Genomic DNA, 26,930 nt, shown 5'->3' with positions numbered 1-26,930 from the left:
AGCCCTGACGAGGAAGAGGTCACAGGTTCAGATCCTGTGAGGCCCACAGACGAAGTCGCAGGGCGGAGGCCCGCACCCCCTCGGGGTGCGGGCCTCCGTCGTCGGTGGGGCGCCGCCGGACGCGTCAGACGGTCGCACCCAGGAGAGCGCCTGCGGTCAGGGCCACCGACTCCAGCCGGTCCGCGACCTGCGGCGCCTGGTGGGCGAGGATCAGCTCGTCGGCCCGGGCGTCCTCGGCGAAGGAGGTGAGGTAGGCCCGCACCTCGTCGGGGCCGCCCACCGCCGCGTACGTCATCATCGAGGCGATCTCGCGGCCGCTCGGCGTCGCCAGGAAACCGTCGACCTGCTCGTCCGTGAGGGTCGCCGCCCCGGGCGAGCGGGCGATCAGGGCCCGCACGAGGGAGCGGCGGGCGGTCTCGAACCGCTGACGCGCGGCGTCGGGGGAGGCGGCGGCCACCACGTTCACGCCGGCGATGACGTAGGGCGACGCCAGCTGGGCCGAGGGCGTGAACTCCCGGCGGTACACGTCGACGGCCTCGTGCAGCAGCCGGGGCGAGAAGTGCGAGGCGAACGCGTAGGGCAGGCCGTAGGCGGCGGCGAGCCGGGCCCCGAACATCGAGGAGCCCAGGATGTACAGCGGCACGTCGGTGCCCGCCCCGGGTGTCGCCTGCACCCCCGCGACCCGCGACTCACCGCGCAGGTAACCCTGGAGCTCCAGGACGTCCTGCGGGAAGGTGTCGGCCGACATCGGGTCGCGGCGCATCGCCCGCATCGTCACCTGGTCGCTGCCGGGCGCCCGGCCGAGACCCAGGTCGATCCGCCCGGGGTGCAGCGTCGCCAGCGTGCCGAACTGCTCGGCGATCACCAGGGGGGAGTGGTTGGGCAGCATGACGCCGCCCGCGCCGAGCCGGATCCGGGAGGTCCGGCTCGCGACGTGGGCGATCAGCACGCTCGTCGCGCTGGAGGCGATGCTCGCCATGTTGTGGTGCTCGGCGTACCAGACCCGCTCGTACCCGTGGTCCTCGGCGGCCTGCGCGAGGGCGACGGAGTTCTCGAAGCTCTGCGCGGCGGTCTCGCCCGGGGCGATGGGCGCGAGGTCCAGGATCGACAGGCGCGGGGTCGCCGGGGAGCTGCTCGTCATGTTGAGGTCAAGGCGCCGGCCGCCCGGCGTGTTCCCGGCGGGGGAGCGGGCGGGTCACCGCCGTGCGGCCGCCGGGTACCGTCGGCGGCGTCGGGGTCGGTGGTCCGGAAGGTGTGCACGTGATCGGGCGGGAGCGGGAGCTGGCCGACCTGCGGGCCCTGCTCGCGCAGGTGGCGACCTCGGGCACCGGGGCGGTCGTCGTGGTCGAGGGCGAGGCCGGGATCGGCAAGACGACCCTGGTGACCGCACTGGCCGAGGCCGCCGTCGACGCGGGTTTCCGCCGGCTGGCGTGCACCGGGTTCCAGCGCGAGGCCCTCGCCGGGTTCGCCGCCGTGCACGAGCTGCTGCACCCCGTACTGGACCGGCTGGGGGCCCTGCCGGCGCTGCAGCTCGGCGCGCTGGAGACCGCGTTCGGCCTGCGGGAGGGCCCGCCCCCCGACCGCCTGCTGATCCACCTGGCGGTGCTGGGTCTGCTGGAGGAGGTCGCCGCCGGCCGGCCGCTGCTCCTGGTCGTCGAGGACGCACCCTGGCTGGACGCCTCCAGCGCCGAGGTGCTGGCTTTCGTGGCCCGCCGCCTCAGCGGTGCCCCGGTGCTGCTGGTGGCCACGGCCCGCACCCCCGGCGGTCGGGTGCTGCAGTCCGCCGCGCACCGGCGGATCGTCCTGCAGCCGTTGTCCGAGCGGCACTCCGAGGAGCTGCTGGACTCCCTGGACACCACCGGCGCCGCCCTGAGCGCCTCCGCGCGGCGCCGGGTGCTGCAGGAGGCCGGTGGGAACCCGCTGGCGCTGCGGGAGTTCGGCTACGCCCTGCGCGGCCGCGGCCCGGACGGGCGGGTCCCCTCCGGCGCGCCGCTGCCCACGACGCGGCGCCTGGAGGACGCCTTCCTCGGGGAGGTGGCCGCCCTGCCGGCCCCGAGCAGGACGGTGCTGCTGCTGGCCGCCGCGGGGGAGGAGCTGTCCCTGCCCGAGCTGCTGGCCGCCGGGCGGGAGGCGGGGTTGCACCCGCGGGACCTGGTCCCGCTGGAGCGGGCGGACCTGGTGAGCGTGGTCGGGGACCGGCTGCACCTGCGCCACCCCCTGCTGCGCTCGGCCGTCTACGGCGCAGCCTCCACCGTCGAGCGCGCCGAGGCCCACCGGGCCCTGGCCGCGGCCGTGCGCGACAGCGGCCGGGCGGCCTGGCACCGCGGGGCCGCGACGTTCGACCGCGACGAGCCCGTCGCCGCGGACCTGGAGGCCGCCGCCGCCCGCGCCGCCGAGCGCGGGGCCCGGGCGGAGGCGTCCGCCGCGCTGCGCCGTGCCGCCGAGCTGTCCCCCGACGCCGACGAGCAGGTGCGGCGCCTGGTGCAGGCGGCCGAGCTTGCCCGCCAGGCGGGCCTGGTGGAGCGCGCCGAGCAGATCATCCACGAGGCCGAGCCGCTGGCGGTGACGCCGCAGCGGCGCTACGAGCTGTCCCAGGTCCGGGGCGTGCTCGGCACGTACATCGGCAAGGACAACGACAACAGCGCCGACCAGTTCGCGTTCGTCCGCGCGCTGGGCGGGCCCTCCGGCACGGAGCAGCCCGAGGCCCGGGCCCGCGTGCTGGTGGCGGTGGCCTTCGGGGTGACCAACCGCACCAGCGGCGACCCGGCGCGGGACGCGGCGCTGTGGCGCACGGTGCACGACGCCCTGGTGGCGGTGGACCTGGGCCGCTGGGACGACCACCAGCAGATCGGCCTGGCCGTGCTCGACCCGCTGGGCCGCGCCCCGGTGGTGCTACCCGCCCTGCCCGGGCTGGCGAGGTCGCTGACGGGGAACCTGCCGCTGCTGCTCGGGCTGGGGCAGGCGGCGGAGTACCTGCAGGACCTGGTGACGGCGCGCGCCGCGTGGGCCAGGACGGCGGAGGAGTTCAACCGCTCCGGGTCCGCCGGTGACATGAGCCAGTCCCTCAGCCTCCTGGCGAACCTGCGCACCACGGCCGGGCAGCTGTCCGAGGCGCTCGTCGACGGCGAGAACGCGCGGCGCACCGCGCTGGACCTGGGGCTGACCGTCGTCGCGGCCTCGGCGGAGGCGGGCCTGGCCCGGACGCTGCTGTGGACGGGGCGCACGGCCGAGGCGGCCGCGGCCCTGCGCCGCAGCAGGGAGCTGTACCCCGGTGGGCAGCTCCCGCAGGTCCTGGCGGGCGCCCGCTGGTCGGCCGGCCTGCTCGCGCTGGAGCAACGCCACTACCGCGAGGCCCTGACGGAGCTGCGCGGGACCTCCGTGCACCGCGCCTACGCGCAGTGGGCCGTGGCGGACCTGACCGAGGCCGCCGTGCGCGCCGGGGACCCCGGCGCGGCCCTGCCCGTGGTGGCCGCGGTCGAGCACGCCGCCGGGGTCCTCGGCTCGGCGCACCTGCGCGCCCTGGTGCACCGCAGCCGTGCGCTGCTCGCCGACGGGGCGGCGGCCGAGGAGCACTACGGGTCCTCGCTGGCCGCGGGCGGTGGCGCCGGGGTCCCGCTGGAGCAGGCCCGCACCCACCTGCTGTACGGGGAGTGGCTGCGGCGCGCCCGGCGCGTGCGCGAGGCCCGCGAGCACCTCACCGCCGCGCTCGGCGCCCTGGAGTCCGCCGGGGCGGGTTCTAGTTCCCCGGCCGGGCGGGCCCGCGCCGAACTGCGCGCGGCGGGCAGCGCGACCACCGCTCCCGCCGCTCCCGACGCGACGGCGGCGCTCACCGCGCAGGAGCTGCAGATCGCGCGGCTGGCGGCGCAGGGCCTGACGAACAAGGAGATCGCCGACCGGGTCTACCTCTCGCACCGCACCGTCTCCTCGCACCTGTACCGGGTCTTCCCCAAGCTCGGCATCGCCAACCGCCACCAGTTGCGCGACGTCCTGCGAGCGGCCCCCGCGCCGGGCCGCTGACGCACCCGGGGGCGCCGGCACGGGGGTTCTCCCGGGGTGTCAGCGGTAGTTGGCGCGCAACCCGGCCTCGGTGTCGCGCTCGCCGGCGACGGCGTCCGGGGTGAACGCCGCGTCGAGCTCCGCCAGGTCGTCGGCGCCCAGGTGCACGTCCACCGCCGCGGTGTTCTCCGCCAGGTGGCTGCGCCGCCTCGTCCCGGCGATCGGCACCACTTCCTGGGCGAGCACCCACGCCAGCGCCACCTGCGCGGCGCTCACCCGCAGCCGGCCGGCCAGCGCGCGCACCACGTCGACCAGGCGGGCGTTGGCGGCGAGGTTCTCCGGGGTGAAGCGCGGCAGGTGGCGGCGCGCGTCGTCCGGGGCGAGGTCCTCGGGCCGGGTGATGCCGCCCGACAGCACGCCGCGGCCGAGCGGGGAGAAACCGGTGAACCCGATCCCGAGCTCCCGCACGACGTCCAGGACGCCGTTGTGCTCGACGTCGCGGGCGAACAGCGAGTACTCCGACTGCACGACGCTCAGCGGGAACGTGGCGTGGGCGCGCCTGATGGTGTCGGGTGCGGCCTCGCAGATCCCGATGTACCGCACCTTGCCGGCGGTGACGAGTTCGCCCATGGCACCGACGGACTCCTCGACCGGGACCTCCGGGTCGACGCGGTGCAGGTGGTAGACGTCCACCTCCTCGACCCCGAGGTGCCGCAGGGAGCGGTCGATGGCGCGCCGGCAGTGCCCGGCGCTGCCGTCCCGCCCCAGCGAGGTGCCGTCGGGGGTGAAGTCGGTGCCCCACTTCGTCGCCACGACCGCCTCCGCCCGGCGGGTGGCGAGCACCTGACCCAGCAGCTGCTCGTTGCGGAACGGACCGTACGCCTCCGCGGTGTCGAGGAAGGTGAGCCCGCGGTCCAGCGCCTGGTGCAGCGTGGCGATCGACTCGGCGTCGTCGCGGGGGCCGTACCAGACGCTCATCCCCATCGCCCCGAGCGCCAGGGTGGAGACCTCCAGACCCTGCGAACCCAGCGGTCTCGTCCTCATCACCGCGTCCGCGGCCGCGGTCTCCACGTGGACCGGTTCTCCTCGCCGCATCAGTCGGTGCCGAGGACGCCGGCGAGGAAGGCGATGCCCTGGGTGATGGCGCCCTGGGCGGCGAAGGTGTGCCGCAACGGGTTCAGGCCGACGAAGTCGTGGATGGCGCCGTTGTAGCGCACCGCCGTCACCGGCACGCCCGCCTCGCGCAGCCTGGCCGCGTACGCCTCGCCCTCGTCGCGCAGGACGTCGGCCTCGGCCGTGATGACGAGCGCCTCGGGCAGGCCGGCGAGGTCCTCCAGCGTGGCGCGCAGCGGGGAGGCGGTGATCCCGGCGCGCTCGGCGGGGTCGGTGGTGTACTGGTCCCAGAACCACTTCATGCCCTCGCGGGCCAGGAAGTAGCCCTCGGCGAACTGCTCGTAGGAGCCGGTGTCGAAGGAGGCGTCGGTGACGGGGTAGTACAGCAGCTGCCCCTTGAACTCCACCCCGCCGCGCTGCTTGGCCAGCAGGGTGGTCACGGTGGCCATGTTGCCGCCGACCGAGTCGCCCGCCACGGCGATGCGGGAGGTGTCCAGCGAGTGCTCCGGGCCGTTCATCGAGATCCAGTCGGCGACCGCGTAGACCTGCTCGATCTGCGTGGGGTACCTCGCCTCCGGCGCCAGGTCGTAGTCGGGGAAGACGACCGCGGCGCCCACCCCGACGGCGATCTCGCGGACGAGGCGGTCGTGGGTGACGGGGCCGCCGAACACCCAGCCGAGGCCGTGCACGTAGAGCACCACCGGCAGCAGCCCGGTGGCACCGGCCGGGCGGACGATGCGCACCCGGACGCTGCCGGTCGGTCCGCCCTCCACCGTCAGGTCGGTGACGTCGGCGGTGGGCAGCGCCGGGGTCGGGTCGGTCTGCACAGTCTCGGCGATCTTCCGGCCCTGCTCGGGGGTCAGCTGGTACAGGAACGGCGGGGTGGAGTTGGCGTCGGCGAAGGCCTGGGCGGCCGCTTCCAGCACCGGCTCGACGGGCTGGGACATGGTGGTTCTCCTTCGATCGGTGGCACCCCCGCCGGCGGTGGTGCGGCGCGGTGGGTCCGCGCGGCACCGCCGGTGGGGTCGCGGCCACGCTGCCCGAGCCGGTCGGCACCCGCATCCGTCACGTGACTGACCGCCCGGCCTCCCGGCGCGGGGCCACCCGGCCAGTCACGTGACGGATGCCGTGGCGCGCCGGCCCTGTTTGAGTTCCCCCGGCCGGCGCGCACCGCGCCGCACCCCCCCGCACCCGCAGGAGCGAGCAGTGAAGATCGGCATCATCGGCAGCGGCAACATCGGCTCGGCCTTCGCCGGCCACGCGGCCGCCGGCGGTCGCGAGGTCGTCGTCAGCAACAACCGGGGCCCCGGCAGCCTGGGCGAGCTGGTCGGGCGGCTGGGCGGTGCCTCGCGCGCCGGCACCGTGGAGGAGGCCGCGGCCCAGGACCTCGTGGTGCTCGCCGTCCCCGGCGACCTCGCGGCCGACGTCGTCGCCGCGGTGCCCGACTGGGGCGGGCGCATCCTCGTCGACGCCACCAACGACTTCTCCGGCGGGCAGCCCGGTCCCGGTGAGCCGACCAGCAGCGAGGTCGTCGCCCGGCACGCCCGCGGTGCCCGGGTGGTCAAGACCGGCAACCACATGGGGGCCGCCGACCTGGGCGCCGCGCCGGCGCGGACCGACGGGAACGTCGTGCTGTTCCTGTCCGGTGACGACGCCGACGCGAAGAAGGTCCTCACGGAGCTGCTGGAGGGTTTCGGGTTCGTCGTGGCCGACCTCGGCCCGCTGGGGCCGGGCAGCCGGCTCCAGCAGTTCCCCGGGGGGCCGCTGGCCGGCCGCGCCTTCGTCACCCCGCCCCTGTGAGCGGCCCCGGGGCCGGCACCGGTCCCTCCTGAGCACCGCCCGCACGGAGGCCCGCACCCCGGAACGCGCGGGCCCCCACCGCCTCACGTGCTGTAGCGCTGGACCTTGCTGATCGCGTGGGTGCTGGTGACGGAGCGGACGGTGCCGCTGCGCGAGCGCATGACGAGGGAGCGGGTGCGGGCGCCGCCGGGGACGTAGTGCACGCCCGCGAGGAGTTCGCCGTCGGTGATGCCGGTGGCGACGAAGAAGGTGTTGTCGCCCGCGACGAGGTCGTCCAGTCCGAGGATGCGTCCGAGGTCGTGGCCGGCGTCGAGGGCGCGGCGGCGGGAGGTCTCGTCCCCGACGTGCAGGCGGGCCTGGATGTCCCCGCCCATGGCCTTGAGGGCGCAGGCGGTGATGACGCCCTCGGGGGTGCCGCCGATGCTGATCATGGCGTCGATGGGGGAGTCGGGGCTGGCGGCGGCGATGGAGGCTGCGACGTCGCCGTCGGAGAACAGCTTGATGCGGGCGCCGGTGGCGCGGACGTCGCGGATGAGGTCGGCGTGCCGGGGGCGGTCGAGGACGGCGACGGTGACGTCGGCGGCGGTGCCGCCCTTGGCCCGGGCGATCACGGCGATGGTGTCGGCGACGGGGGCGTCGAGGTCGACGAGGCCGGCGGCGGCGGGACCGACGACGAGCTTGTGCATGTAGAAGACGTCGCGGGGGTCGTACATGCTGCCGCGGTCGGAGGCGGCGATGACGGCGATGGAGTTGGGCATGCCGTTGGCCAGCAGGGTGGTGCCGTCGACGGGGTCGACGGCGATGTCGATCTCGGGGCCGGTGCCGTCGCCGACGAGCTCGCCGTTGTGCAGCATGGGCGCCTCGTCCTTCTCGCCCTCGCCGATGACGATCCGCCCGCGCACGGGGACCTGCGCGAGGACCTCGCGCATGGCGTCGACGGCGGCGCGGTCGCCGCTGTCCTTGTCGCCCCGGCCGGCCCACTGCCCGGCGGCCATCGCCGCGGCCTCGGTGGCGCGCATGAGGTCCAGGCCGAGGTTGCGGTCGGGGAGCTGGTAGCGCAGGGGCCGGGCACCGGCTCCGGGGTCGGGCTGGGCGTCGTGGGAGCTCATGGGTCGTGCCTCTCGGGCCGGGGGTGGGTGCTGCGTCGCGGGGCCCATCGTCCCGCTGCCCGCCTCACGCCCCGCCGTCACCCTGCACGAGGACCCCGGTGCGCAGCCCCGCCCCGTTCGCCGCCGACGTCTCCACGTCGGCTGCCGCCCCGGCCCGGCCGTCCTCGACCGCGAACGCGTCGGCGAGGTCCGCCGCGAGGTCGAGGACGAGTTCCACGTGCACGGGGGAGCGGGGGAGGTCGCGCAGGCGCAGGTCCGCGCGCATCCCGTCGCCCACGTACCGGTGCCGTTCCAGCAGGAGGTCCGTCCGGGAACCCGAGGGCACCACCCGGCAGACGACGTCGGCGTGGAAGGGCTCGGCGAGGCCGATGTCCAGGACCTGCAGGGACTCACCGGCGACGGTGAGCACCCACTGCGAGAGGACCCGGGTGTCCCGGTGGAAGAGGCCGGTGTGCGGCCGCTGCGGGAGATCGCCGACTTCGCGGTGCGGGCCGTCCCGGTGCCGAGAGGGCCGGCCTGACCGTGCTGCACCGGGACCGGGCCCCGACGGTCGTGGCCACGGTGGAGTTCGTGCGCGCGGTCGACGAGGCGGTCCGCCGCGCCCGCGCCCGCGCGCAGGGCGGCACGTGAGCACCGCGCCGCCTCAGCCGCCGGGTGCGGGGGTGGCCGTGTACTCCGCGTCGGTCACCGGGTCCAGCCACTGCACGACGGCGTGCTCCTCGTCGCCCTCGTTGAGGGCCAGGTGCACCATGAACCTGTTCGGCGCCGCACCGTGCCAGTGCTCCTCGTCGGCCTCGAACAGCACGCGGTCCCCGGGGCGGATGACCTCGACGGGTCCGCCGCGGCGCTGGCACAGCCCGACGCCCTCGGTGACGAAGACGGTCTGGCTCAGGGAGTGGCGGTGCCAGTGGGTGCGGGCACCGGGCGTGAAGTGCACGAGGTTGGCGCTCAGCCGCGAGGGCGGTGGCGCCGCGGCGACGGCGTCGATCCACACGTCACCGGTGAACCAGGCGGCCGGTCCCCTCACGGTGTCGAGCGAGCTGCGGGTGATCTGCATCGCGGTGTCCCCTCCGGTCGTCCGGCTCGCGGTCGTCACCGGGTGCGGTCGACGGCGGGCCCGGGGACAGACAACCCCAGCCGGACGGTTCCCGGGAAGCCGGCGGGACACGCCGGCGCCCACCTCACGCGGACTCGCGCACCACGAGCGTGACGGCGTCCGGGCGGGGCCGTGGCGGCGGGTCGCCGCCGGCGGTGCCGTGGAGCACCGCGGCGGTCAGGTAGGCCACGAACGCGTCGACGTTCGGGTCGATCGTCGTCAGCGGCGGGGCCGCGAACGGGGCCAGGGGGGTGTCGTCGACGCCGATCACGGCGAGGTCCCCCGGTGCGGTGAGCCCGAGGGAGCGCATGCCGGCCAGCAGCGCGAAGGCCAGGTCGTCGTCGTAGGCGCACACCGCCGTCACCGCCGGGTCCTCCGCGCGCCAGGCGGTGACGGCGTCGGCGGCCGCCCGCAGGTCCACCGGCACGACCCGCACGGACGGCTCGTCCAGGCCCAGTTCCAGGCAGGCGGTCCGCACCCCGTCCAGGCGCAGGTCGCGGAAGACCGCCACGCGCGGGTCGGCCGGGGCGGCGTAGCCGACGTGCCGGTGGCCGGTGGCGGCCAGGTGCTGGAGCTGAAGGCCGCCGATGAGGGAGTGCGAGACGGTGAGGACGCCCGCACTGCCCGGTCGAGGGGCGGGCATCGTGCTGACGACCGCCACCCCGGCCGCGGTCATGGCCTCCACCTCGGCGGGGTCGAGCCCGTCGAAGCCGACGACCGCCGCGGGCCCGAGGGTGCGCCACAGCCCGGCCAGCGGCCGCGCCGCGCTGGTGCGGCGGGTGAGGACGGACAGCCCGTGCGGCTCCAGCGCGTCGGTGAGGCCTTCGACGGCCGCGACGAGGGTGGCGCCGAGGGGCCAGTCCGGCAGGACGACCAGCACGGTGTCGCTGCGGCCGCGGCGCAGCGCGCGCGCCGCCGCGGAGGGGGCGTAGCCCAGGCGCTCCATCGCCTCGCGCACGCGCCGGCGGGTCTGCTCGGGGATCGTCTGGCCCGGGGTGTCGTTGAGGACGTAGCTCACGGTGGCCTGGGAGACGCCGGCCTCGCGAGCCACGTCGCTGGCGGTCACCCTGCGCCGCCCCGGCCGGTCCGCCGGTGGCGGGGACTTCTTGACGCCTCGCACGACGGCAGCCTAGCGTCGCCAACTGATACGAATCAGTGACGTGCCGGCGGGCAGCCGGCCCCCGGCACCAGCGTCGGGGCCCGCGCCCGGCGAGCCGCCCGGCGGACGACCCGTGAGAGGAACACCGTGACCACGACCGAGGCCGGGAACGACGGGGACGGCACCGCGATCCGGGCCCGGGTGGAAGAACTGCTCGCGGTGATGAGCGTGGAGGAGAAGGCCGGGCAGCTGACCCAGTACTTCTCCTTCGGCGCAGAGGTGGCCGACGCCGGGGTCGGGCCGTCGCCGCAGCGCCCCGGCGAGGTCGCGGAGGCCCTGGCGCGCGGCGGGGCGGGATCGCTGCTGTTCGTCACCGACCCGGCCGAGACCAACCGGCTGCAGCGCCTCGCCGTGGAGGGCAGCAGGCACGGCATCCCGGTGCTGTTCGGCTTCGACGTCATCCACGGGCTCCGCACGATCCTGCCGGTGCCGATCGCCCTGGCCGCGACCTGGGACCCCGCCACGATCGAGCGCGGGCAGGCGGTCGCCGCCCGCGAGGCCCGCGCGGTCGGCATCTCCTGGACGTTCGCGCCCATGGTGGACATCGCCCGCGACCCCCGGTGGGGCCGCATCGTCGAGGGCGCCGGGGAGGACCCCCACCTCGGCGCGGCCGTCGCCGCGGCGCAGGTGCGCGGCTTCCAGGGCGGGCACCTCGGCGCGCCGGAGCGGGTCCTCGCCGGGCCCAAGCACTTCGCCGGCTACGGCTCCGCCCTCGGCGGGCGCGACTACGACGAGGTGGACCTGTCGGACGCGCAGCTGTGGAACGTGGTCCTGCCGCCGTTCCGGGCCGCGATCGAGGCCGGTGCGGCCAACGTGATGACCGCCTACATGCCCCTCAACGGCATCCCCGCCACCGCGAACCGCTGGCTGCTCACCGACGTCCTGCGCGGTGTGCTGGGATTCGAGGGTTTCCTCGTCAGCGACGCCAACGCCGTGCGCAACCTCGTCACGCACGGCTTCGCCGCCGACCTCGCCGACGCCGCGGTCCGTGCGGTGGACGTCGGCCTCGACCTGGAGATGGCCATCACCGACCCCGCCTACACCCGCCTGCCCGACGCGGTGGCCAGCGGTGCGGTGAGCACGGAAGCTCTCGACGCCTGCGTCCGGCGCATCCTCGAGGCCAAGCTGCGCCTCGGGCTGTTCGAGCAGCCCTACGTCGACGAGGAGCGGGCCCGCGCGGTCCTGTCCGACCCCGCCCACCGGCAGGTGGCGCGCGAGGCCGCGCAGCGCTCCGCGGTGCTGCTGCGCAACCAGGGTGACCTGCTGCCGCTGGACCCGGCCGGTCTCCGCTCGGTCGCGGTGCTCGGGCCGCTGGCCGACTCCCGCCGCGACACCCTGGGCCCGTGGGTCTTCGACTTCGACCTGGAGGAGACCGTCACCGTCCTGCAGGGCCTGCGCGAGCGGCTCGGCGGGACGACCGACGTCCGCTACGCCCCCGGCGTCCGCCCCGCACGGCGGGTGTTCCCGTCGATGTTCGACATGTTCCCCGGCAACACACCCCCCGACCCCGAGGGTTTCGACGACGACGCCGAGCTGCGGCGCGCCGTCGACCTGGCCCGCGAGAGCGACCTCGCCGTCGTCGTGCTCGGCGAGTGGCAGCACATGATCGGCGAGGCCGCCTCCCGCTCCTCGCTGGAGCTGCCCGGCCGCCAGCTCGAACTGCTCCAGGCCGTCGTCGCCACCGGCACGCCCGTCGTCCTGCTGGTCGTGAACGGGCGCCCGCTGGACCTGCGCTGGGCCGCGGAGCACGTGCCCGCGATCCTCGACGTCTGGTACCCCGGCACCCAGGGCGGCACCGCCGTCGCCGACCTCCTCCTCGGGGACGTCGCCCCCGGCGGCAAGCTGCCCTTCAGCTGGCCACGCACCGTCGGGCAGATCCCCGTGGTCTACGGCCACACCACCTCGCACGAGCCGGAGAACCAGGCCAGGCGGTACTGGGACGAGGAGAGCACCCCGCTGTTCCCCTTCGGGTACGGCCTGTCCTACACCCGGTTCGAGTACTCCGACCTGGTCCTGGACCGGCAGGTCCTGCCCGCCGGGGAGAGCCTCACCGCCTCGGTCACCGTCACCAACACCGGGGACCGGGACGCCGACGAGGTCGTGCAGCTCTACCTGCACCAGCGCCACGGCAGCGCCGCCCGTCCCGTCCGCGAGCTCAAGGGGTTCCGCCGCGTCCACGTGCCGGCGGGCGCCTCGCGGACCGTGGAGTTCGCCGTCGGGCCCCGGGAGCGCCGCTACTGGAACGCCGCGGTGCGGGACTTCGTCCTCGACGCCTCCGTGTTCGACGTGTGGGTCGGCGGCGACTGCGCCGCGCAGCTCACGGCGACGTTCACCACCACGGACGCGCAGGTGCCCGCGGCCTGACGGGAACGACGGGTGGAGGAGCGCGGCCGGGCTCCTCCACCGCGCCGCCTCAGCCCACCTGCACCCCGCGCCAGAACGCGACCCGGTCCCGGATCTGCGCGGCCGCCTCGGAGGGCTCGGGGTGGTACCAGGCGGCGTCAGGGTTGCCCGCCCCGTCGACCTCGAGGCCGTAGTAGGACGCCTCGCCCTTCCAGGGGCAGTGGGAGTGCGTGGAGCTGGGGCGCAGGTACTCCTCCCGCACGCTGCTGCGGGGGAAGTAGTGGTTGCCCTCCACCACCACGGTGTCGTCGGACTCGGCGATCACGGCGCCGTTCCACGTCGCGCGCATCGGGAACCTCCTGCTCGGTGCGGGGCCCTGCTCGGGGCGGGGCTCCGTCCCTCGCCCCGGGAACCTCCCGCGGGGGGGCGTTGTTCCCGCCGCGGCCGCTACCCGGCCACGACGGGCGCCTCGGCGGGAGGCGCGTCGAGGAAGGTGGTCACGACGTCCAGGACGAGGGCGGTGCGGGCGAGCCCGGCGAAGTGGGTGGTGCCGGGGAAGACCGCCAGCTGTGAGGCGGGGACGCCGACGAAGTCGCCGTTGACGTCGCCGCCGCGCAGGCGCAGGAAGCGCACCGCGTGCTCCAGCGTGACCATGTCGCAGTCGCCCACCGTGATCAGGGTCGGTGCGGCGATGCCCCGGACGTCGTCGTCCGACCAGCCGGGGAAGCCCTCGTCGAACCTCGCGAGCTTGGTGAGGACGTCCTGCAGCCGGTCCGGGGTCGGCGACTTCGCCCGGAACTCCGCCTCCATCGGTGTGCCGGCGATCATGTCGACGGTCAGCTCCGCGACCGCCCCCGCGTTCTCGGGCCGGTCCCCGTCGGGGGAGAAGGACACCGACGACACGACCAGCTTGCGGACCAGCCCGGGGTGCCGGACCGCCAGGTGCAGGGCCACGGCGCCGCCCACGCTGAACCCGAAGACGTCGACCTGCGGCACGTCCAGGTGCTGGAGCAGCCCCACGACGTCCGAGGCCAGGTCGGCGGCGCGCAGCGGCCGGTCGACGTCACCGGTGTGCCCGTGCCCCTGGAAGTCCACGGCGATGACCTGCCGGCCCTCCGAGAGCCCGGGCAGGAGCTCCCCGAACTGCAGGTCGATGGTGAACAGGCCCCCGTGCAGGAGCAGCAGGGGTGTCCCACCGGCTCCGTGGATCTCGTAGTACACCTGCAGGCCGTTCACCGGTGCGTAGCCCGTCCGCACCGCCCCGCCCGTGCCCGGCTCGTCCGTCGGCTGTTCGGTCATCGTCCGCCTCCCTCTCGCTCGCTGCTGCGGGGATGGACCCGCCCCCGTCCGGGAACTCATCGCCACCGCATCCTCGCGACCCCGTGATCCGCGGGTGCGCACGGCCTACCGTGGCAGCAGCAGCGCCCGCCGGCAGGCAGGAGGACGGCATGTCCGCCACCACGACGTCGAGGAGCGTTCCCGGGGCGCGGCGGCGCTCCGCGGTCGCCGCCGTGCTGTGCGGCACGGCCGCCGCGCTCCTGCTGTTCAAGGGGGTGCGGACCCTGGGGCCCGGCCCCCACGGCACCGTCGAGCCGGGGTGGGCGGCCGTCGTGCTGCTCGGGGCGCTGCTGGCCGCGGGTGCCGCCGCGTGGAGCACGGGCCGGCCCCGGCGCGCGGTCGCCCTCGCCGCGGCGGCCGCCGTGCTCTCCCTCGCGGGGGACGCGCTGCCGACGGCGCCGCCGCGGCTGCTGCCCCTGCTGCCGCTGGCCGTGGCGCTGGCGCTGCTGTCGGTCCGGCCCGCGCCCGCGGGGGTTCCCCGGGCGCGCGGCGCCGTCGTCGGGTGGGCCGGGATCGTGCTGCACGTCGTGGTGGGCTGGCCCTACCTGACCTCCGGTCTGGTCGCGCCCGGCTACGGGGTGGCCCTGCTGTGGGCGCTGTGGGGTGCGCTGCTCGTCGTGGCCGTCCGCCTCCTGCGGCGCCGGCCGGTGTGGACCCCGGTGGTCCCCGCCGTCGCGCTGGGCGCCTGGTTCCTCGTCCTCTCCCTGGGTGGGCACTTCCTCGGCTGGAGCCCCTGAGCCCGGCCGGGTGGGAGGTCCCGGGGACCGCCGCCCGTGCCGGCTCAGATCTTCGGGACGCTCCGCACGTAGGCCTCGGCCTCCGCCAGGGTGAGCACGGGACCGGCCGCCCCGAAGGCGATGCGGGCGTCTGCGGCTCCGGGTCTGCCGCTGGTGAGCAGGTAGCCGGGGTGGCGCTTCGTGGGCGCCTCCAGCGTCCAGCCCTTCGCCCTGGCCTGACGCCGCAACTCCTCGAACCGCTCCTGCTCACCGGCCATGCCCGCACTGTGGCCACCTCACCCGGCGCGCGCAAGGGGTGCCCGCACGGCCGCCCCGGCCGCGGCGGGGGTCGCCGCGAGGCGGCCGGGTGCGCCGGGTGGTGGGGCGCCGCCCCGGCGTCCGGTCGAGCGCCGGGGGAAGCCTTCTCCTGCGACGTGGTGGTCGTCGCGGACCGATCGGCACGACCCGACCGGCAGGAGGCGTTGCCGGGCAGCGGTTCGGCCACGGCGGGCGGCGGTGCCCGCCCCGATCGACGCCGGACGGTGCTTGACCTGGCGTTCCGGATGAGGAAGCCTTTCCCCACCGGCTCGCCGCTGCCGCACCGCAGCGGCACCCGGGCTCCCCACCTCCCGGTCCACGGTGAGCACCGCTGCCTGGAAGGACGACCCCCATGACGCCCGACGCCGCGACCGCCTGGCCTCCCGGGGGACCGCTCGCGCCCTCCGAGGGCGCGGACACCGCCCTGCGCCCCCTGGACCACCGCGCCTTCCGCCTCGCCGGCGAGGGGTGGCTCGGGGCCTGGCAGACGCGGACCGTCGAGCGGACCCTGCCCCACGTCCTGCGGCACGTCCGCCGGGGCGAGGCGTGGACGAACCTCGCCCGGCTCACCGGCGCCTCCAGCGCCCCCTTCACCGGCATGCTCTTCACCGACAGCGACGTCCACAAGGTGCTGGAGGCGGTCGCCTGGGCGGCGCCGTTCCTGCCGGCCGCCGACGAGCGGCTGCGGCAGGCGGAGGAGCTCGTGGACCTCCTGGTCCGTGCGCAGGAGGCGGACGGGTACCTCAACTCCCGGGTGCAGGGCGACCCTGGCGTGCCGCGCTGGTCGGACCCGCAGTGGGGGCACGAGCTCTACACCGCCGGGCACCTGTTCCAGGCCGCCGTCGCCGCCGCCCGCTGCGGCGTCCTGCCCCGGCTCGTCGACGTCGCGCGGCGCAACGCGGACCTGCTCGTCGCCTCGCTCGGCGCCGAGGACTGCCCCCACGTCGACGGGCACCCCGAGGTGGAGACCGCGCTGGTGGAGCTGTACCGGGTCACCGGTGGGCGGGAGTACCTCGACCCCGCCCGCCGGCAGCTGGACCGGCGCGGCTCCCGGTGGCTGGGGGGGAGCCACTTCGGCTCCCAGTACTTCCAGGACGACGTGCCGCTGCGGCAGGCCACCCGCGCCACCGGCCACGCCGTGCGCCAGCTGTACCTGGCCGCCGGGGCGGTCGACGTGGCGGTGGAGACGGGCGAGCGGGAGCTGCTCGACTACGCCGTGCGGATCTGGGAGGACCTCCAGGCCGGCAAGACGTACGTGACCGGCGTCCACGGCTCCCGCCACCGCGACGAGGCCATCGGCGACCCCTACGAGCTGCCGCCGGACCGCGCCTACGCCGAGACGTGCGCGGCGATCGCCGCCTTCCAGCTGGCCTGGCGGCTGCTGGTCGCCACCGGGGAGGCGCGCTACGCCGACGCGATGGAGACGACGCTGTACAACGCCGTCGCCGTCTCCACCTCCGCCGACGGCACCGCGTTCTTCTACTCCAACCCCCTGCACCTGCGCACCGGCCACGACGGCACCCACGAGGACGCCCCCTCCCAGCGGCTGCCCTGGTTCACCTGCGCCTGCTGCCCGCCGAACCTGGCGCGCCTGCTCACCGGCATCCACGACTACTGCCTCACCACCTCCGCGGCGGGCGTCCAGGTCCACCACCCCACCGCCGGAACCGCCGAGCTGGACCTGGGCGGTGCGCCGGTGCGGCTCGGGCTGCGCACCCGGTACCCGCTCGACGGCGCCGTGGACCTGACCGTGGCGACGGCGTCCGCGGAACCCTTCGAGCTCGCCGTCCGGATCCCCGCCTGGTGCACCGCCTGGACGCTGACGGTGGACGGGGAGCCGGCCGGGGCGGACGCCCCCGACGGGTACGTCCGCACCACCCGGTCCTGGCGGGGCACGCACGAGGTCGCCCTGCGCCTGGACACGCCCGTCCGCGCCATCGCCCCGCACCCCCGGGTGGACGCCGTGCGCGGGTGCGTCGCCCTGGCCCGCGGCCCCGTCCTGTTCGCGCTGGAGGAGGCCGACCTGCCCGCGGGCGTCGTCCTGGAGGACGTGCGCCTCCTCGCCCTCACCGGGGAGTCCGCCGGGGGTTCCGCCGGGGGTTCCGGCGGGGGTTCCGCCGACGACCCCGCGGTGACGATCCGCGCGGTCACCGAGGTTCCCGCGCGGCCCGGCGCGCTGTACACGAGCGGGGAACCGGCGCCCACGTGCTCCGGGCCCTTCGACGTGGACCTCGTCCCCTACCACCGGTGGGGCAACCGGACCCCCGGTGCGATGCGCGTCTGGATCCCCACCGCCCCCGGTGTCCGCTGACCTCCTCCCGCACAACCGTTCCGGAGAGGGGACACCGCGCCGAACACCCCCGCCGGGAACCCGGCGACGGGCGACGCCCGGACCACCGGCCGGCAGGAACGGCGCTGGCATACTGCGCCGGGTGACGGCGCGGCGCGCATCGACGCTGACCGAGGTGGCCCGGCGGGCCGGCGTCTCGCTGACGACGGCCTCCAAGGCGATCAACGGCCGGAACAGGGTCTCCGAGGAGACGCGCGCCCGGGTCCTCGAGGCCGCCCGGGAGCTGTCGTTCACCCCGAACCCCATGGCCCGCAGCCTCATCAGCGGGCGCAGCGGAACCGTCGGCCTCGTCATCGTCGACAGCCTCTCCCAGCGTTTCGTCGTCCCCGCGATGCTGGGCGCGGAGGCCGCGCTCAGCGAGATCGACCTCACGATGATCACCAGCGACGCCCGCGGGGACGCCGGGCGGCTCAGGGCCATCCTCGAGATGCTGCGCCGGCGCAAGGTGGACGGCGTCATCGTCCTCGGCGACAACAACGTCGTCACCCCGTCGCTGTCCGCCGGGATCGACGCGCCCGTCGTCTACGTGCACGGCGAGACCTCCGAGCCCCGCGACGTCGCGCACGTCCCCGACGACCGCGACGGCGGGCGGGTGCTCACCGAGCACGTCCTCGGCACCGGCCGGCGGCGCATCGCCCACCTGACCGGCCCGGCCGGGACCCGCGCCGTCACCGAGCGCGTCCGGGGCGTGGAGGCCGCGCTCGGCGCCGCCGGCCTGGAACCGGCCGCCCCCGCCGCCTACGGCCCGTGGTCGCAGCGCTGGGGGCGCTCGGCCGTGGAGCGGCTGCTCGCCGAGGTCCCCGACGTCGACGCCGTCGTCTGCGGCTCCGACCAGATCGCCTACGGCGTCGTCACCGGGCTGCAGGCCGCCGGGCGCACGGTGCCCGGCGACGTGGCGGTCACCGGGTACGACAACTGGCCGGTGTTCGCCCTGGAGACCGATCCCCACCTGACGACCGTGGACATGAACCTCGACCACCTCGGGGCCGCGGCCGTGCGCGACCTGTTCGGCATCATCGACGGCGACCGCGTCGGCCGCGGGGTCCGGCTGCACGACTGCACCCTGGTGGTGCGCGGGTCCACCGGCGGGGCGGAACCCACCGGCGGGGCGGAACCCACCGGCGGGGCGGAACCCAGCGGCGGCCGAACCACGACCGGCGGCTGAACCACGACCGGTGCCCGTGGCGGAGTTCCACAGGGCGGACGGGGCGGCTTCGGCCCACCGGTGAGGAGCGGACGGCTCCGGCGGTGCTGTCGGTGCCCACCGGACGCCTCGGTACCTGTCCACCACCCACGGCCCGCACCTCCCCCTCGACGACGCCGCGCGATCATCGCGGTGACCACCGACATCCCCTCTCGTGCACCCGGACGCCGACATCCGGCTCCGCTGCGCTGCGGGCGCGGTGCCGACCCGGTGAGCGACGGACGTGCCGGAGCGACCGTCCTCGACGGGGTGCTGCTGCACCGGGCCCACGGTTCCGCACCGTTCAGCCGGCCGGCGCCCCGTGCGGCCGCACCGCCGGTTCGAGCAGCGAGAGCGTGCGCTGCTGCGCGTCGAGGGCGACGCGGACGCCGACGGGCATGGGCAGGTTCGGCCCGGCGTGACCGAACTCGACGCCGCCCAGGACGGGGATGTCGCGGTCGCCGAGGACGTCGAGGACGATCTCGGGCAGGGTCGGGCCCGCCTCGGGAGCGCCGGGTCCGCCGAGCCCGCCGACCTGGTGCGGGACGCCCACGACCATGCCGGCGATCCGGTCGAGGACGCCGGCGTGCCGCAGCACGTGCAGGTAGCTCCACACGTGCGACGCCTGGCCGCCCGTCTCCTCCCAGAACAGCACCGCGCCCTGGAACGACCCCGGCGGCAGCGCGTACCGCGTCGCCTGGAGCAGCGCGATGCGGTTGACCACCCCGCCGATCAGCGGGCCCTGCGCGCGACCGGGCCGCCAGCACTCCCACGAGGGGGTGGTGGGCAGCGCACCGATCGGCTCCGTGCCGGTCAGCAGTCTGGAGTAGAGGTCCGCGAGCTGCGCCCGGCGCGCCGCGGGCGCGCTCTGCCACGCGCCGCCGAGCCCGGGGGTGGCCAGGTCGGCGTGGAAGCCCACCAGACCGGTGCGCGCGTGGAGGACCAGGTGCAGCAGCGAGATGTCGCTGTGGCCCAGGATCGGCTTGGGGTCGGCGGTGACGGCGTCGACGTCGATCAGGTCGAGGTAGCCGAGAGCCGTCTGGCCACCGTCGTGCGCGATGATCGCGCGCACCTCGGGGTCGCGCAGGAGCCCGTTGAGCTCCGAGGCGATCTCCGCCGGTGTCGCCGCGCTCCACCAGTGCTGCCGGCCCGGCGCGAGGAGCGGTGAGACCCGCACGCGGAAGCCCATCCCCTCCAGGACGCCCACCGCCCGCTCCAGGCCCGTCTCCTGCTGCCACCTGGCGTCGAGCGGCCCGGACAGCGCCGAGACCACGACGAGGTCTCCCGGCGCCAGAGTGCGGGGCAGGAGCGGCCGGGGCGTCCCGGCCGCCCGGTCCGGTGGGCTCAGCGCTGCCCGCCGGGTGGGGCCGCGAGGGACCGGCTCATGCTCCGCAGGTCGATCTCGCGCCTGTCGGAGGACCCGCCGCGCTGCCCGAGGCCGGGTTCCTCGGGGTCCAGCGTCGCGAAACCGACGAGCGGCTCGTAGATGCGCAGGGAACCCCACCGCCCGCTCAGCGCCCACCACCCCGGAGGGGACGCCTCGGCGGGACCGATGTGGTCCAGGTAGCCGAGGTCCTCCTCGTCCCGGGTGTCCGGGGCGCCGGGGTGGTCGGTGGGCAGGTCGTAGTGGACGAGGTGCTCGCTCCTGAGCGTGAGGATCCCGTGGCGGTACAGCAGCAGGTCACCCGTGCCGCCGGGGGCACCGGCCCGCGGCTGCGGGCGGAAGACGGCCTTCACCTCGAAGGTCACCGCCTGCGGCGCGGTCAGCATGCCGAGGAACAGGGTCTCGCGCAGGCACAGGCTGCGCAGGTCGCCGGCGCGTACTGGTTCTGGCACGGCACCCACCGTGGCCCCCGGACCGCCTCGGGTTCAACCCCAGCAGACGCGTGCGTCCCACCGTGCCGCGATCGGGCCGCGATCAGGCCGCGATCAGGCCGCGATCGGGCAGCGGGGAACCGAAAACCGGTGCCGCGGCGATCTGGTCGTGCGGCGGCCGGAGGCCTAGCGTTGGACCGGCGGTCGAGCGGAGCCGCGAGTCGTCCCGGGCAGGGCGTCCACCCTGGGCGGGCGGGAGGCCGGGGGTGGCTCGTGGCTGACCGGGAGGCGCTGCTGCAGGTGCTCGCCGCCTTCGCCCGCCGTGCCGGCGGCACCTTCCACGTCCCCGACATCCTCGGCGACCTCGCCGTCGCCGCCGGGCGCGTGCTGGAGGTGCAGGGAGCCGGCGTGGCGATCCGGTACGGGCCGCGCGTGGAGTTCGTCCGCGCCAGCAACCCGGTGGCCGAGCAGATCGGGCGGGTGCAGGACGCGCTGCAACAGGGCCCGTGCCTGGACGTCCGCGCGGGGGCCGGTCCCGTCGTGGTGGAGGACCTCGCCGCCTGCGCCGGACGCTGGCCGGTGTTCGTGGAACAGGCCGTGGCCCTCGGCCTGCACGCCGCGGTCTCCCTCCCCCTGCAGGCACGCGGCCGGGTGTGGGGCTCCCTCGACGTCTACCGGGCCGAACCCGGCCCCTTCGTGCCCGCCGACCTGGAGACCGCCCAGGTCCTGGCCGACGTGGCGTGCAGCTACCTCGTGATGGCCCACGACCGCGACGAGGCGGTGGCCCGGCAGCGCGAGGCCAGCCACGCGGCCACCCACGACCCCCTGACCGGGCTGGCCAACCGCGCCCTGCTCCACGACCGCCTGCACCACGCGCTGGACACCTCCCGGCGGCACGGCACACCGCTGGCGGTGCTCTTCCTCGACCTCGACGGTTTCAAGGCCGTCAACGACACCTACGGCCACGAGGTCGGTGACGCCCTCCTCGTGGAGGTCGCCCGGCGCCTGCGGGACGCCCTGCGCGCCGGGGACACCCTGGCCCGGCTCGGCGGCGACGAGTTCGTCGTCGTGTGCGAGAACCTCCACCGCGACCCCGTCGGCGGTGTCGCCGAGGACTCCCTGGCCGCCGTCGTCGCCAGGGTGCGCGCCGCGCTCAGACGGCGGGTGCGCGTGCAGAACCACGACATCGCCGTCGCCGCCAGCCTCGGGGTCGCCACCTCCACCGGCAGCACGGAGGACACCGACGCGCTGCTGCGCGCGGCCGACGCGGCGATGTACGAGGCCAAGCGGCGCCGGGCGTCCCGGCAGCCGTCCGCGGGTGCCCCCGGGGGCGTGTACACCGTCGTCGACCTCGCCGCCCACGAGGAGCGCCGTCGCTCCGCGAACGGCTCCCGCCGCGGCCCGGCCCGGCCCGGGGCCTGAGCCGGCGGCCGTCCGGACGCGGGTGGAGGGGCCCCGCGCCGCCGCGGGACCCCTCCACCGTCCTGCCCGGGCTCAGCGCTGGGTGAGCCGGACCTCGTACGTCCTGCTGGCGGCGCCGTCCTCGCTGGTGACGGTGACGGTGGCGGTGCCGCCGCGGCGCTCGGCCTGCACGACCTCGACGGTGGCGTACGGGTCGGCGGCCACCGCGGTCACCTCCCGGGTGCGCTGCGGCGCGTCGTACACGAGCCGGTCGGGGGAGAACCCGGCCAGCGGGGTGCCGTCGGCGGAGATCGAGGCCGCCGAGGCGTCCGAGGAGGTGCTCGGTCCGCCGGTGTAGACCTGGATCTCGCTCATCGTGATGTAGCCGCTCGGCCGCGCGGTCATCACCAGGCGCACCGCGTTCGTGGTGACCGGCGGGAACGCGATGTCCACCACGGGGCCCGTGGCGCTGGCGTCGGGCAGGGCCTGCGTGCCGCGGGCCACCCAGGCGCCGCTCGCGTCGCGGGTCTCGACCCGGACGCTGGTGGGCCAGGAGCCCTCACCGTCGCGGTAGAAGGTGCCCACGACCCGCTTGACCGGCTGCGCCTGCGCGAGGTCCAGCGTGACGGTGTCGGAGGGGTTGCGGTCGCTCGCCTTCCAGGTGGACCAGCCCTTGTCCTTGAGGTTGCCGTTGAGCAGTGCCGCGACGTCGTAGCCGCGCTCCGTGAACGTCGCCGACGCCTTCAGGCTCGCGGACGGGATGAGCTGCTCCCCGCCCTCGGTGACCTGGACGCGGACCGTGGCGGGCAGCCTGCGGCCGTCACCGGCGTCGGCCGTGCCGGTCAGCGTGACCACGCCGACCTTCGAGAACGACCCCTGCGGCGCGGCGTCCCACACGACGGGGCGCTCGACCAGGCGGCCCTCCTGCCCGACGGCGGGAACGGTCGCGGGCAGCTGCGGGGTGCCGCCGAGCGAGGTCTTGGCCCGGGTGGGGAGGGTGGAGGTGAGGGTGTCGACGACGACCGTGACGGTGGCGTCGTGCTGCACGCCGAGCAGGTCGGTGGCCCGGCCCTCGACCTCGACGGTGCCCGGCTTCTTCCAGCGGGCCTCCGGCGGGACCTTCCAGGTCACCGGCAGGGCGCCGCGGATGGGGGCACCTCCCGCTTGCGGGGGACCGTCGCGGTACACGCCGGCGACGGTCGCCGGCAGCACCGGGGCGGTGCCCGGGACGGTGAAGACCTCGGTGGGCGCGGTGCCGCGGGTGGTCTCGTCCACGATCGTCCAGCGCTGGTTGGGGCCGGAGTTGGCCGTCCAGCTCGTCACGGCCGACCCCTCGGCGGTGGCCTCGCCCCCGACCTCCAGGACGCGCCTGGTGCCGACGTTGACGAGGGTCCAGGTGCCGTCCTCGCCGGTGGTGGACCCGATCCACTGCGTCTCCGGGCCGGTGGCGCCCGCCGGGGCGAGCGTCACCGCGCCGTCGGCGGCGATGGCGAGACGCCGGCCGTCGGCGACGCTGGTGAAGGTCCAGCGCGCGCGGTTCGTCCCCGCGCCGGAGACGGTGCCTGCACGCCACAGCTGCTGCGTGGTGGTCGCCACGTCGGCGCCGATGACGGCACCCGCGCCCTTCGGGGTCACGGACTTCCCGCTCTGCGCGCCGCGCAGGCGGTACACGTTGCCGTCCTGGAGCAGGGCGGCGTCCTCCGCCACCCCCTGCACGCCCTCGACGAGGAAGGTGGTGACCGACTCGGCGGGGACCCGCAGGACGGCGCGGCCCTCCACGACCTCCACGGCCTCCCCCCGGACCAGCGCGCCGGCGGCGCTGGTCACGACCGGCGTGACCCTGGCGTTGCCCCGGACCTGTGCGAAACCGGTCAGGTCCAGCGTCACGTCCCGCGCCGCGAGCGAGTCGTTCACGTGCACGACGGTGGCGCCGCCCTCGCGGACCGCCGCGGTGCTGGAGACGTCGTCCACGCCGATGAGGTGGTCACCGGGGCGGATGAAGTGGGTGAAGTTCTGGGTGGTCTGGAACTTCGTGTTCGTGTAGATCGGGCAGGTGGCGAGCGTGTCCGCGCTGTCGCAGTCGAAGGGGAGCTGGATGCTGCCCCAGTTGCCACCGAGGGCGCTCTCCCCGCCCGGCTTCATGTTGTTGTAGTCCTCCACCGGCTGCCAGAAGACCCAGGCCTCCGGCTCCAGCTCGCGCAGGTCGTCCGCGATGCGCTGGGCCATCCCGAGACCGGGGACCATGGACGTGAAGTCCTGGCCCTTGCCCCAGTTGCCCTCGACCTCGCTCATCCACAGCGGCTTGTCCTCGCCCTTGGCGATGTCGCGGACGGTGGTGCGCTGCCCGGTGCCGTAGGTGTGGACGTTGAGCTGGGCGACGGCGTCGCGCACGTCCTGGGGGTACGCGTTCCAGTTGGTCGCGAACAACCCGGGGTTCGTCTCGTCCATCGCGGAGATGACGGCGTCGGTGTCCGCGGTCTCCAGTTGCTGCGCGAGGTCGCGGAGCACCTTCACCTGGAGCTCCGGGCTCATGTGGGCGCCCTCCTGGCGGCCGCCCGTGGGGTTGCCGTCCGCGCCGAGCTTGGTGCTCCAGTAGTTCGTGTTCGGCTCGTTGAACGGGTCGAGGGTGTCGACCTCGATGCCGTGGGCCGCCTCGAGCCGCTCCGTCGCCCCGATGAGGTAGGCGTTGAACTCGTCGATGCTGTCCGGCTCGAGCTGGTCGTCCGTCGCGTTGAACCCGCCGGAGACGTAGCCGCTGACCGTCTGGAACCACGGCGGGGAGTTGCTGAACGTCTCCCAGTGGGTGATGCGGTCCTTGATGCGGTCCACCCACCAGCGCTGGGTCCGGTCGGCGTCCGGGTTCCAGTCCGCGGGGTCCTCGGGGTCGAACCAGTCGACGTCCGTGCGGGTGGTGCCCTCCGGGGCCTTCCACCAGCCCTCGACGGCACCGCCGGCGCGCAGGTAGTCGGGCACGTCGGGGGCGTTACCGCCGCCGATGTTGTAGCGGGCGATGTTGAGGTTGAGCCCCTGCGGCCCGAAGACCAGGTCGGCGAGCTTGTTGCGGATCTCGTCGGGGTAGTCGCCGGTGGCGTTGGCGAACCAGACGAGGCTGGTGCCCCAGCCCTGGAACTCCTGCCCCTGGTAGGAGGGGTCGAGGCGCACCGTCACCCCGGGGACGGAGCCGGCCGCGGGCGCGGCCGTGGCGGCGGGGAGGCCGGTGGCCAGGACGACCGTGGCCGTGCACGCGGTGGCCAGCCGCCAGGCCGCCCGCCGGGTGGATCCGGGTCGCTTCATGCTTCCTTCTCTCTGCGCGTCGTCGCGGTGGGAGGTTCGTGGGCCCCGGGAGCCGGGGTGCTCAGGCCTCGGTGTGCCCGAGGTCGAGGGAGGAGACGAACTCCACGTCGGGCCGTCCGACGTGGAGTTCGAGGAGCACGAGCTCGTTGGCCTCGTGGCGCACGAGGGGGCCGGGCACGTAGAGCGTGCGCTGCGGGCCCCGGGACCAGTAGCGGCCCAGGCAGAAACCGTTCAGCCAGGCGATGCCCTTGCCCCAGCCGCGGGTGCTGAGGAACAGGTCGCCGGTCCAGGCGTCGCGGCCGGGTTCGGCCCCCGGGGGCAGGTCGAAGGTGGCGCCGAGGAGCGCCGGCCCGGCGATCGCCCCCCCGGGCACCGGGGAGGGGCCGCGGCGCGCGGCGGCCGGGAAGCGCTCGAGCTCCAGCGGGCGCACGGACCAGTTCCGCACGGGCCGCCCGTCCAGGAGCACCGGCCCGATGAGCCCCTTCTGCTCGCCGATGTGCGGGCCGTAGTTGACCCGCCCGAGGTCCTCCACGAGGAGCTCGACGACCCGGCCGGCGGGCAGGGGCAGGGCGCGCTCGTGGGCGTCGCGGGACAGCACCCCGACAGGTGCGCCGTCCACGAACACCTGGGCGCGGTCGCGGACCTCGCCGAGCTCCAGCACGCCGGGCCCCCCGTCGCCGGGCAGCTCGGCGCGGTACAGGGCCAGCACCGGGTAGCCGGCGTCGCGGCCGGCGACGTCCAGGGTGGGCACCTCGTCGTGGTCGGCCGCGGTGCCCACCTCGCCGAGCGCCTCGGCCAGCGGCCGCGTGGTGCTGACGGGGACGCGGAAGGCGGGCCCCGGTGCGGCGGTGGGCACGTCGTACTCGGGCACCTGCGTGTGGCGGGCGAGGACGTCGCGCATGGCCCAGAACTTCGCGGTCGGCTCACCGGCCTCGTCGAGGGCCGCGTCGTAGTCGTAGCTGGTGACGGTCGGCGTGTAGGTGCCCTTGTGGTTTGCGCCGTTGGTGGTCCCGAAGTTGGTGCCGCCGTGGACCATGTACACGTTGACGGAGGCGCCGAGGGAGAGCAGGTCGTCGAGGTCGGCCGCCGCCTGCTCCGCGGAGGTGGTGTGGTGGTGCCCGCCCCAGTTGTCGAACCAGCCGTCCCAGAACTCCGAGCACATCAGCGGCCCGGTCGGCTGGTGCTCCCGGAGCTTCTTCAGCCGCTCCAGGGAGCGGGAGCCGAAGGAGGCGGTTCGGTGCAGGCCGGGGATGCTGCCGTTGCGCAGCATCTCGTCGGTCGGCTGGTCCACGGTGGTGAGCGGGACGGTGACGCCGATGTCCCGCGTCATGCGGGTGAGGGTGCGCAGGTACTCCGCGTCGTCGCCGTAGGCGCCGTACTCGTTCTCCACCTGCACGAGGACCACGGGGCCGCCGCGGTCGGCCTGGCGGGGGACGATCACGGGCGCCAGCGCCGAGTAGTACTCCTGGATCGCCTCCAGGAAGCGGGGCTCGCAGCGCCGCACACCGGTCTCGCCGTCCTCGAAGAGCCAGGCGGGGAGGCCGCCGTTGTACCACTCGGCGCAGATGTACGGGCCCGGCCGGACGATGGCGTGCATGCCCTCGGCGGCGACGAGGTCGAGGAAGCGGCCGAGGTCGAGGCCGCCGTCGAGCCGGAACTCCCCGCGGGTGGGGGAGTGCGCGTTCCACGCGACGTAGGTCTCGATGGTGTTGAGACCCATGAGACGGGCCTTGTGGATCCGGTCGGCCCAGTGGCCGGGGTGGATCCGGAAGTAGTGCAGCGCACCGGACAGGACGCGGAACGGCTGCCCGTCGAGCAGGAAGTCCTCCTCGCCGATCTCGAAAGTGCTCACCGTTCTGCTCCTCTGCTCGTCCTCGGGCCCTCCCGGCGGCGCGTGTC

20 protein-coding genes and 1 pseudogene are annotated in these 26,930 nt (G+C 75.5%); 7 read left to right on the top strand and 14 right to left on the bottom strand.

Going from position 1 to position 26,930, the window contains the following annotated elements:
• Positions 1 to 124: 124 nt before the first annotated feature.
• On the bottom strand, positions 125 to 1,141 hold the full coding sequence (locus ACYQBY_RS14030) for an LLM class flavin-dependent oxidoreductase (RefSeq protein ID WP_459644489.1): 1,017 nt from the start codon (positions 1,139 to 1,141) through the stop codon (positions 125 to 127).
• A 119-nt stretch (positions 1,142 to 1,260) separates the two neighbouring features.
• Here ACYQBY_RS14030 and ACYQBY_RS14025 point away from each other — a divergent pair, with 119 nt between their 5' ends.
• Positions 1,261 to 4,017, top strand: a complete 2,757-nt coding sequence (locus tag ACYQBY_RS14025; RefSeq protein ID WP_459644488.1) for a helix-turn-helix transcriptional regulator — start codon at positions 1,261 to 1,263, stop codon at positions 4,015 to 4,017.
• A gap of 39 nt (positions 4,018 to 4,056) precedes the next feature.
• Here ACYQBY_RS14025 and ACYQBY_RS14020 read toward each other — a convergent pair whose 3' ends face one another.
• Both ACYQBY_RS14020 and ACYQBY_RS14015 read right to left on the bottom strand, forming a co-directional pair.
• Complete coding sequence (locus tag ACYQBY_RS14020) at positions 4,057 to 5,040, bottom strand: aldo/keto reductase (protein ID WP_459644487.1); 984 nt, start codon at positions 5,038 to 5,040, stop codon at positions 4,057 to 4,059.
• A gap of 50 nt (positions 5,041 to 5,090) precedes the next feature.
• Positions 5,091 to 6,056 (bottom strand): alpha/beta hydrolase, encoded by a 966-nt coding sequence (locus ACYQBY_RS14015; protein WP_459644486.1) that lies wholly within the window; start codon positions 6,054 to 6,056, stop codon positions 5,091 to 5,093.
• Between the two features lie 259 nt (positions 6,057 to 6,315).
• Between ACYQBY_RS14015 and ACYQBY_RS14010 the strand changes: the two genes are divergently transcribed.
• The gene (locus ACYQBY_RS14010; protein ID WP_459644485.1) at positions 6,316 to 6,909 is read left to right on the top strand and encodes an NADPH-dependent F420 reductase; all 594 of its coding nucleotides are present in this window, start codon (positions 6,316 to 6,318) and stop codon (positions 6,907 to 6,909) included.
• An 83-nt stretch (positions 6,910 to 6,992) separates the two neighbouring features.
• Here ACYQBY_RS14010 and glpX read toward each other — a convergent pair whose 3' ends face one another.
• The 4 genes and pseudogenes from glpX to ACYQBY_RS13990 form a co-directional block, all read right to left on the bottom strand.
• Positions 6,993 to 8,018 carry a class II fructose-bisphosphatase gene (glpX, locus tag ACYQBY_RS14005; RefSeq protein ID WP_459644484.1) on the bottom strand — a complete coding sequence of 342 codons (1,026 nt, stop codon included), beginning with the start codon at positions 8,016 to 8,018 and terminating at the stop codon, positions 6,993 to 6,995.
• Positions 8,019 to 8,082: 64 nt separating this feature from the next.
• Positions 8,083 to 8,484: pseudogene (locus ACYQBY_RS14000) on the bottom strand (glycogen debranching N-terminal domain-containing protein); the annotation flags it as partial.
• Between the two features lie 177 nt (positions 8,485 to 8,661).
• Positions 8,662 to 9,075 (bottom strand): (R)-mandelonitrile lyase, encoded by a 414-nt coding sequence (locus ACYQBY_RS13995; protein WP_459644483.1) that lies wholly within the window; start codon positions 9,073 to 9,075, stop codon positions 8,662 to 8,664.
• Positions 9,076 to 9,199: 124 nt separating this feature from the next.
• Positions 9,200 to 10,234 carry a LacI family DNA-binding transcriptional regulator gene (locus tag ACYQBY_RS13990; RefSeq protein WP_459644482.1) on the bottom strand — a complete coding sequence of 345 codons (1,035 nt, stop codon included), beginning with the start codon at positions 10,232 to 10,234 and terminating at the stop codon, positions 9,200 to 9,202.
• A gap of 201 nt (positions 10,235 to 10,435) precedes the next feature.
• Between ACYQBY_RS13990 and ACYQBY_RS13985 the strand changes: the two genes are divergently transcribed.
• Entirely contained in the window at positions 10,436 to 12,637 is a 2,202-nt protein-coding gene (locus ACYQBY_RS13985) for a glycoside hydrolase family 3 N-terminal domain-containing protein (protein ID WP_459644598.1), read from the top strand.
• A 49-nt stretch (positions 12,638 to 12,686) separates the two neighbouring features.
• On the opposite strand, the gene ACYQBY_RS13980 is transcribed toward ACYQBY_RS13985, so the two are convergent.
• Together ACYQBY_RS13980 and ACYQBY_RS13975 are read right to left on the bottom strand one after the other, a co-directional pair.
• On the bottom strand, positions 12,687 to 12,965 hold the full coding sequence (locus tag ACYQBY_RS13980; RefSeq protein WP_459644481.1) for a DUF427 domain-containing protein: 279 nt from the start codon (positions 12,963 to 12,965) through the stop codon (positions 12,687 to 12,689).
• A 98-nt stretch (positions 12,966 to 13,063) separates the two neighbouring features.
• Entirely contained in the window at positions 13,064 to 13,915 is an 852-nt protein-coding gene (locus ACYQBY_RS13975) for an alpha/beta fold hydrolase (protein WP_459644480.1), read from the bottom strand.
• 149 nt (positions 13,916 to 14,064) lie between these two features.
• Between ACYQBY_RS13975 and ACYQBY_RS13970 the strand changes: the two genes are divergently transcribed.
• On the top strand, positions 14,065 to 14,691 hold the full coding sequence (locus ACYQBY_RS13970; protein WP_459644479.1) for a hypothetical protein: 627 nt from the start codon (positions 14,065 to 14,067) through the stop codon (positions 14,689 to 14,691).
• A gap of 44 nt (positions 14,692 to 14,735) precedes the next feature.
• Here ACYQBY_RS13970 and ACYQBY_RS13965 read toward each other — a convergent pair whose 3' ends face one another.
• Complete coding sequence (locus tag ACYQBY_RS13965; RefSeq protein ID WP_459644478.1) at positions 14,736 to 14,948, bottom strand: hypothetical protein; 213 nt, start codon at positions 14,946 to 14,948, stop codon at positions 14,736 to 14,738.
• Positions 14,949 to 15,340: 392 nt separating this feature from the next.
• Between ACYQBY_RS13965 and ACYQBY_RS13960 the strand changes: the two genes are divergently transcribed.
• Complete coding sequence (locus ACYQBY_RS13960) at positions 15,341 to 17,299, top strand: glycoside hydrolase family 127 protein (protein ID WP_459644477.1); 1,959 nt, start codon at positions 15,341 to 15,343, stop codon at positions 17,297 to 17,299.
• Between the two features lie 121 nt (positions 17,300 to 17,420).
• Complete coding sequence (locus tag ACYQBY_RS13955) at positions 17,421 to 18,503, top strand: LacI family DNA-binding transcriptional regulator (RefSeq protein WP_459644476.1); 1,083 nt, start codon at positions 17,421 to 17,423, stop codon at positions 18,501 to 18,503.
• Between the two features lie 322 nt (positions 18,504 to 18,825).
• Here the strand turns inward: ACYQBY_RS13955 and ACYQBY_RS13950 are convergent, their stop codons facing one another.
• Positions 18,826 to 19,794 carry a S66 peptidase family protein gene (locus ACYQBY_RS13950; RefSeq protein WP_459644475.1) on the bottom strand — a complete coding sequence of 323 codons (969 nt, stop codon included), beginning with the start codon at positions 19,792 to 19,794 and terminating at the stop codon, positions 18,826 to 18,828.
• A gap of 71 nt (positions 19,795 to 19,865) precedes the next feature.
• A complete protein-coding gene (locus tag ACYQBY_RS13945) occupies positions 19,866 to 20,357 on the bottom strand; it encodes a hypothetical protein (protein ID WP_459644474.1) in 492 nt (163 codons plus the stop codon).
• Between the two features lie 252 nt (positions 20,358 to 20,609).
• Between ACYQBY_RS13945 and ACYQBY_RS13940 the strand changes: the two genes are divergently transcribed.
• Positions 20,610 to 21,758 (top strand): diguanylate cyclase domain-containing protein, encoded by a 1,149-nt coding sequence (locus ACYQBY_RS13940; RefSeq protein WP_459644473.1) that lies wholly within the window; start codon positions 20,610 to 20,612, stop codon positions 21,756 to 21,758.
• A gap of 72 nt (positions 21,759 to 21,830) precedes the next feature.
• On the opposite strand, the gene ACYQBY_RS13935 is transcribed toward ACYQBY_RS13940, so the two are convergent.
• Both ACYQBY_RS13935 and ACYQBY_RS13930 read right to left on the bottom strand, forming a co-directional pair.
• Positions 21,831 to 25,031 (bottom strand): Ig-like domain-containing protein, encoded by a 3,201-nt coding sequence (locus ACYQBY_RS13935; protein ID WP_459644472.1) that lies wholly within the window; start codon positions 25,029 to 25,031, stop codon positions 21,831 to 21,833.
• Positions 25,032 to 25,092: 61 nt separating this feature from the next.
• Complete coding sequence (locus ACYQBY_RS13930) at positions 25,093 to 26,883, bottom strand: glycoside hydrolase family 35 protein (protein ID WP_459644471.1); 1,791 nt, start codon at positions 26,881 to 26,883, stop codon at positions 25,093 to 25,095.
• Positions 26,884 to 26,930 lie beyond the last annotated feature (47 nt).

Source organism: Kineococcus anabasis, from assembly GCF_054590795.1.
This window is presented reverse-complemented; position numbering and strand designations above follow the sequence as displayed.